Below are 14,265 nucleotides of genomic sequence, written 5' to 3'. Positions count from 1 at the left end.
TCCCCCTCTTTCATTCCGCAATTCGATTGCCGGATACTTGGTTAGCCGGTCGTTGGGCGATTGGTATCGCCCGCATCACTGGATATTTTGTTCTAGTGGTGATTATCTGTTTTTGTTCACCAGACTCACTGGATTCTGTATTCGGTGAATCTATTTCTTTTTGACTTTCCGCTGATCCGGCTGTTTCAGCCGATAGCTCCGGTTCTATTTCTTTATTCGGTTCTTGATCGTAACTCGTTAACTCATAGGTCTCGATCAACGCATTCAACTTCTTATCATAAGAAGTGTCGGTTGCGTATTTTCCAGTCAGAGCCTTGGTTGCATCCTGATAAGTCGCAGCTGATTCTTTCCACGTTGCTTGATAAAATCCCGGATTGCCGGAAAGTCCGTTCTTTAAAAGTGCTGCGTAGTCTTCTAATGATTCTTTGTAACTAGGGTATTGACGAAAGCCTGAATTAATTGTGTACAGTTCGCCATTCCCTTTATCTTCTTGTGTATTGAAATTCACTTGTTTCCCTTGATAACTCCCTTTAATACCAAACAAATTATGATGCGGGGGTCGTGCGAGTTGGCTATTGCCAGATCCTGTTTCCAAGATTGCTTGAGCAATCATGACGGATGCGTAGAGGCCTTCATCCCAGGCGATCTGTTGGGCATCCTTGCCGATTGTTTGAATAAATTCCTCCGTGGTTTGGTTCTTTACCATCGAGAATTGATAGTTCTCTTCAACTTTTTTTGCCGTAACAGGTGACGAAATCACTTGTTGGACTGCTTTTGCCGTAGGTTCTGTTGTCGGCTTTGTATCTGACTTCAAGTCCGATGTTGCTTCTGTAGACTCACTGGATGGAACATTTCCAACCGTTGATTCCGTTGGTTCAGTGATAACGCTGGATTCCCCATTATCAGTACTAGCGACTGGTTCTTCTTTAATAGAAGAAGATTCCTCCACAACACTGTTTTCTACTGGCTGACTATCTGGTGTGCTTGTCGCAGTTGAAGGGCTGCTGGTTTCTTGCGGAAGCAATTCCTGTCGGGACGCATGCGTTTCCTTTGTTTCCGCTAGAACCGCTTGCTTCACCTGTGCTTGACAGCCTGATAATAAGAAACAGCTGAGTAGCAACAGTACTTTACTCTTCATCTGGCTTCCGCCTTTCCTGCGGTGGTCGCGCCGGTTGGCGGTTTCTCGGACGTCGCGGCGGTCGGGAAGCAACCTGTTTTAACTTCATCAACACCGAATGGTAATGTAGAGCCGTGATGCGCATATACAGTGCCAAAAGCATTAGTAGTAGTAATAGAAACAATTGACTGACCGTCACGACTTCCTGAAAATCGGTGAAGTAGAAAAAGATTCCTAATATCAACACACCTAGCAGAACAACCAAAGAGAAGAGCCAGTAAACCCAATACCAAAAGGTGTACCATTCAATTTTTTCTTGTAATGTCTTCATTTCTTACTGTTCCCCTCTGTGACGATGCCTAAAATTTGTTTTTCTGGAACTAAGCCGAAGGTTCGGCTGTCCTTTGAAATCATGCGGTTATCTCCTAAGACGAAATAGTAATCTTCCGGAATCGGTTGGTTGTACCTGAGCGCCCAAACAAAGTTATCCGTTTGGCTGGCAAACTCATCAGGTACATACTCGCCATTCACATATAACTTCCCGTTGAAATACTCAATCTCTTCTCCTGGTAATCCCACCACTCTTTTCAAATAGATATCTTCCGGATCACTGGGCGGATGTAACACCACCACATCAAAGCGTTCCGGTTCACGATGAGCTTTTACTTGAATGACTTCTTCTTCCCAAAAAGTCGGATTCATCGATTCCCCACTGACATAGTATTTGGGATAGAGCCAGTAATAACCGCGGAACAAACCTAAAAATAAAATGTAGGAAGCGACAAACGCGAGCGCGGCTTTTGATAGAAGCGGCCATTGATAAAAAGGTTTGACCCTTCGACCTCAGCCAACCTCCTCAGCGTTTTTCGCTGGTGGATCTTTTTGTTCTCGTACTATTTTTTCTAAGATCGAACTTTCTCCTTGAAGCAAGTCAAAATAGGCAGCCTTGCCTAGAAGGTTGTCGTAGTCCATCTTCATTAACTTCACATAGGGTTTTCTAAACCATGGACGAGCATGAACCTTAGCTCGTGATTCAATTACTTGGCACTCGTATAAAACAAAATGAATATCGCGTGTCGAAAGATTGTCTTTGATTTGTTTGACTTGATCTCGTTCGTAGACAAGCTTGTTACCAGTGACGGTCATTTTTTCGGTCTTATTAACGAGTTCACCATTCAAGTTCCACATCTGTTCAAGGAATCTAGCCTTCTGCAATAAATAGGTATATTCCCGAAGGCTGATCTTAATCTGCTTATCCCAATCGCTTTCTTCCTTGTGCTCTTGGTTGAAGTATTGGATGCCGCTGTAAAGCATGGAGAGTTCTAATTTCTCAATCACCATTTCTAATTTCTGATTGACTGCTCTTAATCGAGCCTTGCTTTGGCTATCCTGTTTGACGTCTTCTTTTTTTACCAAATCCACTGAGTTGACTGCGGATTGAGCCTTTTCTTCTGCCTTCTTCACGGGTGGAATAGGCTGTTCGACCTTTTTCTTCTTCACCGGTGTAACTGGTGGAATGGGTTTCTCTACTTTCTTACCCACAGAAAAGTTCTGTTGCGCTAGCTCTTGAAACAGTTGCTCCGCATGTTTTAACCCTTCGGCAGTTGTCTGAGAAAACTGTTGAGCTAAGCTGTCTTCTAAATGAACCGCAAAAGGAAAGCCGGATTTGCGAGAAACCAATGGGACAAAGTCGAATCGATAAGTCTGACGTCCATACCTTGGTGCCTCTGTTTGAGCTTTTAACCAAGCAAACTGCGGAAAGAACTGATGAATAGCTTTCCAAAAGCCTTGCCAATCAAACGTTCCCTCTTCCAAGCGAAGCTCCAAGTGATAACTGCCGTCCATCCACTGAAATAATTGTTGAAAGTGGCTGCGAATCTTCTCCCGTTGTCCATCATTCAAGCTCCCTTGTGGGGCATACAAGTATTCACAGGATTGTTCAATAGCAGCCAATAAGTCGTTCTTAGTTAGTTCGTCAGCCATCTTCGGTGCGGGGGTGGGGTACAGTGCAACTTGACTATTGAATGCTTTCACTGCGCTTCATCCCCTCTGTTACTCTTCATCTAGCAAAGTATCGCTGTTGGCTAATAGTTTGACGAAGAATTGTGCCGTTTCTTCTTGAACCACCCGCAGACGTTTGCGGTAGTTCTTAATTTCTTGCTTCATTACCCGTAATTCCAAGGCTGAATCATGCAACATTTGATCCGCGTCCAATTGGGCTTGGTTGCGAATGCCGTTGGCTTCATATTCTGCCCGTTCCAAGATTTGTTTTTCTTGTTTCTTAGATTCAACCAAGATATTGGCCAATTCATCCTTCATGGCTTCACTGGCTGCTTGCGCTCTTTTCAGCTCAGCGATTTCTTTTTGAGCCGCTGCCAATGCTTCAGATTGCGTCTCTTCATTCTGGTTCAGCTGCTTAGCACTTTGATCCAGTTGTTCCATTAATAGTTGGATTTGTTTGTCTTTCTCTGCTTGAAGCTCTTGAAGCTGTTTCTCATTGCCAGCTTTCAACGTCTGAATCTGTTTCTCTTGTTCCGCTTTGATATCCTGAACCTGTTGATCTTTATCTGTAAGAGTGGTCGCCATGCTGGTCATTTCTGTTTGCTTCACTTCCAGCTGATGCTTCAGCTGAGCCACTGTTTCTTCTAAACGATCGACTTCTTGTTGTAATGGTGATTCGGTCGATCCCCGAGGGTCTTCTCTTGGAGCTGTGCCTTCATCAAATTCAGAATCATTGCGGGTACGTGTTCGCCGTTCCCCACGGTCATAGTCGCCACGCGGTTCAGCTGGTCGATCATAGCCATCCTCCGGATAGGCTTCGTAGCCGTACTCCTCGTCGTATCCTTCGGCATCGTACTCGTCGTAGAAATAATCTTCTTGTGGTTGTTCTTGATACGTGTCTTTTTTCTGTTTGCCAAATCCAAACATGTAGGCTCATCCTCCAATACATTCCTAATTCCTAATTCCTTTTTCCTTTTATGTCCTTTGTTAACAAATACTCTTTTAATGACTCACACTCACCTTGAGTGCTATACTTTTTCTTTGACGGTATAGCAATTTCTGTCTTGGTCTAGGTTAGACAAAGACAGACCAAAAAAAGGGCTATAAATACCGTAAAATCAACGAAATGAACTTTTGACTTGACCAGAACTGACGGTCTATGAAGAAAATAGTTAATTTTTCTTTAAGATTTTTCGAACGATAATTACTATGCCTTGCGAAAAAAATGAACAGAACAATATTAAAACATCATAAATTGATGAATGGACCTCGAAAGATTCATTCCAGCTTGTGAAATCGATTTCATATTAAAAAAACAAAAAAAACCATCCCAAAAATGCAAATTAGCAATTTTTGAAAACGGTTTATGCGATTGTTTCTTCCATTTGTGCGACTACCAGGATGCATTGTTCCATATTAGAACCTGCATATGTGTCCAGAGTCATCTGAGTCGAGCTGTGTCCCATCATGGCACTCACACTCATGATATCCCCTCTACTTTCCAGGCAACGCGTCGCAAAGGTATGACGCAATTGATGGAAATGGACCTCTGGCAGACCCGCATCCTTGCGGATTCGATGGAAATGATACGTTAAAAGACGCGGTTCCATCGGCTTATTCTTGCTAGATACGACATATTCACTCACAGAGTCTTGCTTTTGTTGCACCAATAACTTCTTTAACGTTTGACTCATCGGAACGGAGCGAACGGAGGTCGCAGTCTTGGAATCAGTGAAAATTAATTCTGTTTTATGCGCATCCAACACGCTGAATACCCGTTGATAGGTGGCGCTTACATGGATCGTATTGTTTTCAAAATCCAGATCATCCCACGTTAGAGCGGCAATTTCACCGATCCGCAAACCTGCGTGTAAGGCCAGTAATACGGGAATTCCGCGTCCATTTTTTTCCTCAAATGCAGCGGTTTCGAGGTTCTTTTGTTCCTGTTTGGTCAACGCTTGATTCTGTTTTTTTACTACTTTAGGCAGCTTGATCAAGGCGAACGGATTTTCTTTGATCAGCTCTTTCTCTATAGCCAAGTTGATACATTGCTTCGTGATACGAAAGACAGCTTGAATCATAGAAGGGGCAAATCCCCGTCGTTTCAAGCTTTCCAGCAGTTTTTCTCCCACCTGTTTATCCAATTCATTCAATCTATACTCCCCAATTTCCGATAAAACATACTCAACTAATTTGTATTTGTAGTTCGCGTAAGTGGATTGCTTCACTCCCGGTCGTACCTCTTCCAGCCATTGATGCCCCCATTCGTAAAACGAAATCGTTGCCTCCCCTTGAATATGCAAAATAATCTGGTATTTAACCTTTAGAGGATACAACTTTTCTCTTACTTCTTGTAAAGTTTTTCCGTAAACTGACTTGTACTTCGTTTTTCCATTTTTCTTTTTTCCTACTACATACCTCCCTTCCCATCTTTTGTCCTTGCGATAATAGATGTTTTCACCACGTCGCATATCTTCACAACCTTTCTATTATTTGACGGTAATCTTGACGGTCTATGGGAAAGCCGTCTATAGAAGCTTTTCCTAGACCTCAGCAACTATTTCTTTATAGCAGAATCACCAAAAACATTCATTTTAATTATTTTTTTAAAATATATTGCGTATTTTTTTATCGTAATCTATAATAATACTAGCGAAGACGCTTAGAATATTACAACTACACTCTCACGATCGCCTCTACAACTTGGTCTAACCTAGACCAAGAATTTTTTTGTCTTCAGAACACACTTTAATGATTGATAAGTTCTAATATTTTTCATTTTTCTTCTTTTTTTGATCTCAATTTCACTAAAAACTTACTCGATGATCATTTTTCTATAATATTATTATATACGAAATCTTTGCACTACAGTTAAAATTTTTGATAGCGCCATCAATTTATTATTTCCCTTCATCCTCCCTGCCCTAGAAGAGGCCTACTACCAAAATCAGCCTGCCTGAGGTAAAATTGGGGTGAAATTAGTCTAACTACTACGTTGGAATAATTTCATTAGCTAGTCTGGTAAGATTCGTTCATATCGGGTAAATTCTGTACGAGAGCTTTTGCTTTAATCAATGCTTGTCATGGATCATCTTTACGGCCGTAAAAGTGATCGACCTATTGGTGGTGACAGCCAGTTTTCTAGAGACTGGGAAATGCTTGTTAAAGCGGTTGGTTTATATAAAAGGGTATAACAATATCTGGGGGTTGTTGGTAAAACCTTTTTGGTCCACAAATTGTCAGAATAATGCCACAATGACTGCAATCCTTGTAGTTCTAGCAGAAAAAGTGTTAGGAGGATGTTCTATGGATATTGAGTATGAAACAAAAACCAAAAACAAAGTAAACAAAAAAGAAAATAAAGGTGTAAGCGAGAGCAAAGGTAAAGTCAATTGCGCGAACACACCTAAAAACAAAAATGAAAACGTTCTATCACTTGATAGCACAACATTTACTCAGGCATGGCAAGAAACACTGGATGACGCATCTCCATATATGCCAACGAAAAGCACTTTACCTTCTCTGGTGATCCCAATTCCAGATCGTGAGGATTGCCTGATCATTTCTGACAACGAATACTTCTACTCTCCGCAACGAACCTTTGCGACCTTGCGTAGTTATGAGCAGGTCTTCGAGGCCTTTGACTACGTGTTGTGGAGCCGCGCAATTCGACATTTTAATTTCGCTGGTGCCAAGCTTTTACCGATGGCAAACAGGACATCCTGTCTATTTCCAGTATTCTCTTCTATTCATCATGCCCTTTGGATCAACCCGCTTAAGATTCATGACTTCAAAGAAACCGATGGGCTTAACCGCCTGATCATGACGGACGGTACCCTTGTGGAAACCTTAGTCAGTCGACACACCTTAAATGCCCGAGCTTCTTATGCGCTGCTTGCTTTAGCAACGATTCGCAGAGATTATTTGTACACCGACATTCTGGGCGAAAGACCCTTGGATTATTTGAATATGCCCAATACGCCCTATCTGCGTTTACTGAGCAGAAGCAAAAAACTCCACACATTTACTGTGCCTGTCAATGACTTTAAGAAACAGTACGAATTCCAGCAGATGGCTCGTGAAATCACCAATCTAATCAGAAGAGGGCGTGACAACAGATTCGACACAGACTCGCTTAAAAAGTTTTTTGAATAACAAATAACCCACGAAAAATATCGGCACCTGTCCGTTTTCGAATGCGATTCGAAAACAGACAGGTGCCTTTTTTTGCCTTTTACTCCCAAATTTCGCTAACTTTTTTTCGTCCCTACTAACTTCATGGTTTAAAAATGTCAAAATGCTAATTTTCATTGGTATTAAAGCATTCCTCAAAAAACAAAAGTTGAAGTTAGGCGGTACGGTTTTAAGTTAGCGGACTTTGCCTTTTTGCAAAATATGCTTTATCTTTTAATCACCGGCCGGTACCCGAAAATAAAAACAGGAAATACAAAAACTAAAACCCAAAAACAGAAAGCGGAGGAAAATAACAATGATTCAGAAACTAGGAACGAAATTACAAGTATTGATCGAACAAGAAGGCGAAGACAAACAGAAGAAAGTGAATTTCCAAAATGTGATTGATAACCCACCTGAAGCAGAGGTCGTTCGACTAGGTGAAATTATGGCAGAGCTTTCCAAAGCAGGAAGCAGCTTTGACAGTGTCATCATGACCGTGCAATCTCGTGTAACCAAAGATCTTAATGAGGGGGCTGAATAAGTATGATGACCAGCATGAAGAAATTAGTCGTGAACTTTAGAAATGCGATGGGCAAAAGCCAGACTTTAAGCTTTAAAGATGTAGATATTACCAAAACACCCTCTCAAATCAAAACCTTGTTAACTGATTTTGTCGGACTTAATCTGTTCCAAAAAGATGGCGTCCGTTCTTATGAGACATTAGTTAGTGCCAAATTTGTGGAAACGATTGAAACACCAGTCTTTGATGTAGAACAAGAAGCCTTAGCTGCCTATAAACGTCGCTAGAAGTTAAATGTATAGATAGGATATCCAGCCGACTCCCGTTGTTACTAGTTTGTGCGCACAACGGCGGGAGTTGGGGATCGCCTTCTATCCATTAGAGGATGCCAGTTCTGCTTTTCGCAGTTTATTTAGTCAAAATTTTTTTAAAGTCGAAATACCAATATAGCAACAAAAAATTAATTAGAGGAGAGATATAAGATGTCAGAGCAACCCTTCACACCCAACCAAATTTTCAACTTATCATTAAGCACCATCGAGCAGCGCATGATGGATTTTTACGAGGAGACCCAAGACAATGCTACGACGATCCAACTATTGCTAGCGTTACGCGTGCGCTATCAGTTGGGTGCGGAGGAATTTGCTTTGGTGTTAAAAGATCTAGTCAAATACTTATTCACCCGAACCAAAGTCACCAAAACCATGAAGAAATTTATCTACTTTTTCCAGGATTACTTCGAGACGTCGGAGTGGAAGAGAATAAATTTGAGAGTCTTCCCTGTTCGGAATTTCATTGAGAAAGCCAAGTCTGTCATTCTGTCGCCACTTGCCAAGTTATTGCCAATTGAAGTAGCTGCCACCTGATTTTGACGATATTACTGCCCTGTCCCCTACGCTAAAAAATGATGAAAGGAGAAATTGAAATGATTAAACTAGTCACTGATTTCCTAAACAGCTTGGGAAAGAAACACAAGCTGAGTATCAAAGATCCCAATACCGATCTAAGTCCAGCTGAGATCAAACAGTCGCTAGAATTACTAACCACCTTAGACATCTTTGAAAAAGATGGCGTTGGTCTGTTCCAAGAAGTGGTTAGTGCCAAGTATGTTGAAACCATCGAGACACCTGTTTTTGTTGGTGAAGAATTTTTCGGTGAAGCAAACCAGCCGATGGTTTTTGCTCAGCCAATGTTAGGTTACGCACCAGCTGCACCTGTGATGGACGTACCGGAAGTAACTATAGAAGAAAAAACGGTGGAAGAAGTTGATGAAGCAGATAAAAAGCAAAAACTCGAAGAGTTGAAATCACAAAGCACCTATAAAGAATTACCAGCAGTACCCCAAGTCTCTCTTGATAAGCCAAAAGAAGGAGTAAAAGCAGGACCTGAAACAAATAAAGTATTGGAGGAAAGAACACCTGGAACACAACCTGAAACCGATTCGCATTCTTATAACCTGATTATGGAGATGCGGCGGCGCAGGAATCGAAGGAAAGCGAAGGAAAAACAGAAGAAAAATCCCGACTAAGCCGCCCACAAGCTGCACGCTAGTTTGATCGATCATTAGCGTAGGTTTTACATCTTAATTGGTCTGGATCATGATCCTCCTGAAAGGGGGTGATGATGTGCATCCCATTGTGCAGTATATATTTGCACCGATAATTGTTGGGCTGGTGCTATCTTTATTTAAGCACTGGTTGGACGATCATGATCCATGACGTACGACACCTGTGGAGCTTGGGCACTTCACAGGTGGTCGATTTGATCTTTGAAAATTGAATAAAATTAGCGAGAGTTAGAAACTTGCTTATTGATGAGTTCACGAGCACGAATAAAGGACATCAAAAAAACTGAGGAAGACCTAGCATGCTACACTCGGGACAAAAAATAAACCGAGCAGGATTTTCTGCTCGGCTCACTACATATCTAATTTGCATATTTAATACTGCTGCGGATGGCTAAGCTGGCGCTCATGCCGCCGATGATGATCGCTAGCAGGATGTTGGCTCCGATGACTAATGGTAGCAAGGTCGAAAATTCCAACCACTGATAGCCTAGCGGAATCGTTACCCAACGTGTCAACAGTCGGTGGTAACCACCTAGCATAATGGCGCCGGCGACTAATCCGCCAAGGCCGGTCAATAGCACACTTTGTAAGAAAAACGGCCGGTAAATATAGCCTCTAGTGGCTCCCAGCAAAATCCGGGTTTTGATTTCTTCCTGACGCGCTTTGATACTCATGGACAAAGTCGCAAACAAGATCAATCCGGTGACTAACAGTGCGAAGGCCAGCATCGCAAAGCCGGTCCATTGAACTCTTCTTAAACCGCTTAGCAAGGTATCTGCTGCTTCATCGCCATAACTAGCCTGAAAGACATCCGGCAGCTGACGAATATGGCGAATCGTAGCCTGAATCTGGGAGTTATCCTCAACTTTGACATCTAGTCGGTCGTATAAAGGATTGGTGTCACCCTCCAGCATTTCAAAGGAGCTGCCGTATTGTTCGACTAGTTGGGCCATGCCTTCATCCTTCGAGACCAGCGTGACAGAATCGATATTCCCTAAGGCATAAATTTCCTGCTCCATGCTTTGGATACGCTCAGCATCAGCAGCCGAGTCCACAAAGACTTGGATCTGAATACTATCTTTCGCCTGCTGAGAAAAGTGGGACACATTCAGCAAAAGAATCACCAGGAAGCTGAAGAAAAGCAGCGAGACCGCGGCAATCAGCCAGCTGACAATCGAAAGAAATCGGTGGCGAGTGATATTCTGCCAGCTTTCCTTCCAGACTTTCTTTATTTGATAACCGATCATTGGGTGCCCTCCTTTATAACAAGCTTGCATTATATTTTGATTTTATTTACTTGATAATCCTTGTTTCCAGTTATAAATATAGTTTAAAGCAAAATGAGTGATCTGTATACAGTCGATTTTTAGAAATATGTATCTTCAAGGAAGGAATTATTCTGCTGCTTAATCCTTACAAAAAAAGTGTTGACGGATACTACCTGCCAACACAATTTCTGATACTTTTCACTTTTAGTACAACACCCGTCCAGCACTTTCAAATGGATAGTAGCTGCTGTGGGTGATTTTGACTACGTCTCCTGGCTGTGGTGCTTGAATGAAATAGCCATCGCCGATATACAAGGCGACATGATGAGCAGGTCTGCCCCAGAAGACCAAATCTCCAGGCTGAACTTCGCTGATGGGAATTTCCTTGACGGCAGCCTGCTGTGCTTGGCTGACGCGCGGTAAGGATACGCCGTTTTGGGCAAATACCCATTGCATCAGTCCGCTGCAGTCGAAGCCGTTCGGAGACGTTCCACCCCACACATAGGGAACGCCTATATATTGCTTAGCTGATAGGATGATGGCTTGTGCCTTATCGCCGACTTCTTCATTAGTTGAAAGGCTTTGGCCTAGAATTACCTGTTGCCATAGGACTTCTTGTTCTGCTTTCAAGGCTAATTCCTGTTGACGTTCTTCTTCTTGAATCTGAGCCAGTAATTCTTCGTTGTCTTTTAATTCTTGCTCCAGCTGTTCTTTGCTGTTGGTTTGTTTTTCGATGGTTGCTTGCAAGAGCTGTTGAGCAGCTTGGTAGTCTTGTTGTTTCTTTTCCAGCAGCTTTTGCTGCTTCGTAATTTTCTCAACCAATTCGGTGTATTCTTTAGCTCTGGCATCGTCTGTTTTACGAACAGACTCAACGCCCTTTAATGCACTTAAAGTCTTGGACCAGCCGTCCAATTGAAATAAGCTGGCCTTTTGATCGGCATCCTTTAGTTGAATCGCCCGCACTCGAGCTTGAATTTCTTTTTCCAACTGTGCTAACTTTTCGGTCATGTCAGCCACTTTCTGTTCTTGTGTCGTCATGCTTTGATTCAGGTCTTGAATTGCCTGCTCCTGTTCCTCTTGCTGGACTACAGTCACTGAAATCTCGTCATTTAACTGGTGCAATCGTTCCTGCAGCTGATCAATGCTGGCCTGGGTGTCTTCTTTTGGATCAGCATAAACACTTTGGGAGCCTAAGAGACTGCCTAACCCCAGCAGGAGGACAGCGATACAAAATTTTTTGATAAAAACTCCCCCTAGTTCATTTTAGATGTATTAATTTTTCTTAGCAGAAAAATTAGTTTGATTTTCACCACGTATACCATCCAACTACACATTCCTCTTCGTTTACAGAGAATCATTTTAGGTGAATTTCTGTTGGTTGCCTGACTGTGAAGAGTTGGACTGGCATCCTAATTCATTGTTTTTAGCAGAAAAGCTCAATCACGCAATATGATTGAGCGGCTTTTACAGCATTTAATTCGTTGCGGAATAGTAAGCTATTCTTTCTGCCTGTTGGGTACACTGCATCCAGTATTCATAAAATTCATCACTTAGTTTATATCCTCGGCCCCACAGCGTAGTAATGGTTTCACCGGTAATTCCTTGCTGTTCAAATTTGCGTTTTAATTTGTTTATCAAACAAGAAAGCTGACTCATGTTTGATGCTGTTTCACCGCTGCGCCACAGCGATTCGCACAATTCTTTACGGGAAAGAATATCGGTTCTTGGGTAGGCCTCTACTAGGTTTTCAAAGACCTTCTTCTCCGTTTTGGATAAGCACTTCATTAGCGCTTCTTGCTCATTGCTGGTATCGGCGTTGTTGCTGATTGGGAAGTTTAAAATTTGTCTTTCAGCAGGCATTCCTTTTGGCAGTTGTTTTTGTAAGACATTAATTTTTTCCCGCATTGAGCTAAAGTCAGAGGTCTTCAGCAGCCAGTCGGTCAGTCCTAAGTTCTGCCAGCGTGCTTCTTCTTCTTCACTAGGATAGCTTTCTGTTAAGCGTAAAATCACCAGCGTATGGCCGTAAAGTTGGAACAATAATTGCTCTACCTCCTCGTCACATAAGCTTTCACTTAAAATGACCCATTGGAAATAAGATAGGACGGATGCTGTTCCCGTTTGTTGAAGAATATCTAGTAAGTCAGCCGAACATAATGTTTCAAAGTTTAGCTGCTGCAATTTTTTTATAATTTCTTCTTCTGATAATGTATTTTTAGTTAAAACTAGTGCATGCTGCATCATGAGGGTTCCTCTTCTCTTTATGTTTTCGGTATCTTCTTTTCTTTGATTGGCGGTTTTATTTCATTTTCCTCCGTATCAATTAAAACATTCCACAAAATAATCAATGTCACGACTACACAAATGACCACTTGTACCCACAGTTGATCGAAATACGATTCTGCCAGCTTGATACTGAAGATAGCCAGCAGGAAGCAAACGACTAAAACAACGGCTAATTGAATTTGTTTCAGCTCTTGCTGGATTCGATAGGCTGTCTCCAGCGGTACACGTTTTTGTTGCGAGACTTGGCGGATGGATCGTTTTTCCACCAGCAGCCAAATAATTTCGCGGTACAATTTCCGCGCTTCTGGTTCTTTGCTGAATAGCGTGTATGCATCCTTGTTGCGGTCTCTTTCTTTGCCTGACTTTAGTAAAATAGGATGCAGCAGGCGATCATTGTGCTGCGACCAGCGAAAAAGCTGGCGCCACTCCTCGATCGACAGCTGCGGCATATTGATGACATCGAGAGTCATCTCCAGTGCCTCTAAGCGGTCTAAGCAGCTCAGCAGCTGACGATAGTCGCGAGACACTACTTCCCAAGAGGAGATAACCAGATGATCACCTGGTTGAGCAAAGTTCAATAGCGCTTGGAATTCACTGGTTGGGGAAGATAAAGCCTCCGATTCCTCGTGGCCGTCGGAAAAAAGTTCATCTACTGGATAATCTTCCAGCAGGTCCAGTTGCTGAGTGAATCGAAATCCACGTGCATAGCCTAGATTCATCGTGACCTTCCCCCTTCTGTTGGTACTTTTCGTTTGGCTGGGGCAACTTTAGACTTAACCCGCGGCGTTTGTACTAGACGAAACAGGTGTCTTACCTTACCTTGTAATTCTCGCTGGTTTTTAAGTATGGTAATGATTAAGTAGCTTTGAACCAGCAAGGCAAGCCCTAACACTAGTAATAAAATGTATACCACCGATTATTTACCCCTTTCGTCTATTGCGATTTGATTTTGTTGCCTTCATCATTACAGCTGGTTGGTGAATTGAATACTTCCTAGAGGCAGTCACTTCACGGATGTCTGCTTCCATTAACACGTATGTACTTCCTTAATTGGTTGTGATTCCCTCCTTTTTATCAAAGCTCATCAAATCAGTATTCTACTTTCCTAACCGGTAGAACACTCATCTCATCAGTTTTGCTCCTTTATTTAGGAAAGGATACAGGAATGACCCCTGTATCCTTAGGTTTCTGTTTTGGTATTCAACGCATCATCAACTATTTTTAATGGCCCGTCAGTTGGGGTACTGCCTTGCCACCAAGCTTGGCGATATGCAAACTTGCTGCAATTGATCGCCTCTACTTTTAAGGTTATGGACAAGTTGGCATTATGATA

The 14,265-nt window shown here is 42.3% G+C and carries 16 protein-coding genes; 6 read left to right on the top strand and 10 right to left on the bottom strand.

Features of this window, described 5'->3' with window-relative positions; all coding sequences use genetic code 11:
- Positions 1–10: 10 nt before the first annotated feature.
- The 6 genes from JZO70_RS16790 to JZO70_RS16765 all read right to left on the bottom strand — a co-directional run bounded on the left by JZO70_RS16790 (position 11) and on the right by JZO70_RS16765 (position 5,589).
- A complete protein-coding gene (locus tag JZO70_RS16790; RefSeq protein ID WP_207674826.1) occupies positions 11–1,138 on the bottom strand; it encodes a glucosaminidase domain-containing protein in 1,128 nt (375 codons plus the stop codon).
- Positions 1,128–1,448, bottom strand: a complete 321-nt coding sequence (locus tag JZO70_RS16785; RefSeq protein ID WP_207674825.1) for a hypothetical protein — start codon at positions 1,446–1,448, stop codon at positions 1,128–1,130. The genes JZO70_RS16790 and JZO70_RS16785 overlap by 11 nt, the downstream gene beginning before the upstream one ends.
- Positions 1,445–1,873: a signal peptidase I gene (gene lepB / locus JZO70_RS16780; protein ID WP_207674824.1), complete on the bottom strand. Its 429-nt coding sequence runs from the start codon at positions 1,871–1,873 to the stop codon at positions 1,445–1,447. The genes JZO70_RS16785 and lepB overlap by 4 nt, the downstream gene beginning before the upstream one ends.
- 87 nt (positions 1,874–1,960) lie before the next feature.
- Positions 1,961–3,100, bottom strand: coding sequence for a hypothetical protein (locus JZO70_RS16775; protein ID WP_242704001.1), 1,140 nt, complete (start codon positions 3,098–3,100; stop codon positions 1,961–1,963).
- Between the two features lie 69 nt (positions 3,101–3,169).
- Positions 3,170–4,045, bottom strand: coding sequence for a coiled-coil domain-containing protein (locus JZO70_RS16770; RefSeq protein WP_207674822.1), 876 nt, complete (start codon positions 4,043–4,045; stop codon positions 3,170–3,172).
- 437 nt (positions 4,046–4,482) lie between these two features.
- Positions 4,483–5,589, bottom strand: a complete 1,107-nt coding sequence (locus tag JZO70_RS16765) for a tyrosine-type recombinase/integrase (protein WP_207674821.1) — start codon at positions 5,587–5,589, stop codon at positions 4,483–4,485.
- An 835-nt stretch (positions 5,590–6,424) separates the two neighbouring features.
- Here JZO70_RS16765 and JZO70_RS16760 point away from each other — a divergent pair.
- The 6 genes from JZO70_RS16760 (at position 6,425) to JZO70_RS16735 (ending at position 9,532) form a co-directional block, all read left to right on the top strand.
- Positions 6,425–7,273: a hypothetical protein gene (locus JZO70_RS16760; protein WP_207674820.1), complete on the top strand. Its 849-nt coding sequence runs from the start codon at positions 6,425–6,427 to the stop codon at positions 7,271–7,273.
- A 334-nt stretch (positions 7,274–7,607) separates the two neighbouring features.
- Positions 7,608–7,835 (top strand): hypothetical protein, encoded by a 228-nt coding sequence (locus tag JZO70_RS16755; protein WP_207674819.1) that lies wholly within the window; start codon positions 7,608–7,610, stop codon positions 7,833–7,835.
- Positions 7,836–7,837: 2 nt separating this feature from the next.
- Entirely contained in the window at positions 7,838–8,101 is a 264-nt protein-coding gene (locus tag JZO70_RS16750; RefSeq protein ID WP_242703993.1) for a DUF2922 domain-containing protein, read from the top strand.
- Positions 8,102–8,296: 195 nt separating this feature from the next.
- On the top strand, positions 8,297–8,680 hold the full coding sequence (locus JZO70_RS16745) for a hypothetical protein (protein ID WP_207674818.1): 384 nt from the start codon (positions 8,297–8,299) through the stop codon (positions 8,678–8,680).
- A 59-nt stretch (positions 8,681–8,739) separates the two neighbouring features.
- Positions 8,740–9,342 carry a DUF2922 domain-containing protein gene (locus JZO70_RS16740; RefSeq protein ID WP_207674817.1) on the top strand — a complete coding sequence of 201 codons (603 nt, stop codon included), beginning with the start codon at positions 8,740–8,742 and terminating at the stop codon, positions 9,340–9,342.
- 70 nt (positions 9,343–9,412) lie between these two features.
- Positions 9,413–9,532, top strand: coding sequence for a type I toxin-antitoxin system Fst family toxin (locus JZO70_RS16735; protein ID WP_207674929.1), 120 nt, complete (start codon positions 9,413–9,415; stop codon positions 9,530–9,532).
- A 208-nt stretch (positions 9,533–9,740) separates the two neighbouring features.
- Here the strand turns inward: JZO70_RS16735 and JZO70_RS16730 are convergent, their stop codons facing one another.
- The 4 genes from JZO70_RS16730 to JZO70_RS16715 form a co-directional block, all read right to left on the bottom strand.
- The gene (locus tag JZO70_RS16730; protein WP_207674816.1) at positions 9,741–10,628 is read right to left on the bottom strand and encodes a permease-like cell division protein FtsX; all 888 of its coding nucleotides are present in this window, start codon (positions 10,626–10,628) and stop codon (positions 9,741–9,743) included.
- Positions 10,629–10,853: 225 nt separating this feature from the next.
- The gene (locus JZO70_RS16725) at positions 10,854–11,771 is read right to left on the bottom strand and encodes a C40 family peptidase (RefSeq protein ID WP_242703992.1); all 918 of its coding nucleotides are present in this window, start codon (positions 11,769–11,771) and stop codon (positions 10,854–10,856) included.
- A 351-nt stretch (positions 11,772–12,122) separates the two neighbouring features.
- Entirely contained in the window at positions 12,123–12,890 is a 768-nt protein-coding gene (locus JZO70_RS16720) for a winged helix-turn-helix domain-containing protein (protein ID WP_347565184.1), read from the bottom strand.
- Between the two features lie 17 nt (positions 12,891–12,907).
- Positions 12,908–13,651 (bottom strand): recombinase family protein, encoded by a 744-nt coding sequence (locus tag JZO70_RS16715; protein ID WP_207674815.1) that lies wholly within the window; start codon positions 13,649–13,651, stop codon positions 12,908–12,910.
- Positions 13,652–14,265 lie beyond the last annotated feature (614 nt).

It is taken from the genome of Candidatus Enterococcus moelleringii (assembly GCF_017377575.1).
GTDB classification, from domain to species: Bacteria; Bacillota; Bacilli; order Lactobacillales; family Enterococcaceae; genus Enterococcus_A; species Enterococcus_A moelleringii.
The sequence above is the reverse complement of the archived record's forward strand: the minus strand, read 5'-3'. Positions and strand labels throughout refer to the sequence as shown.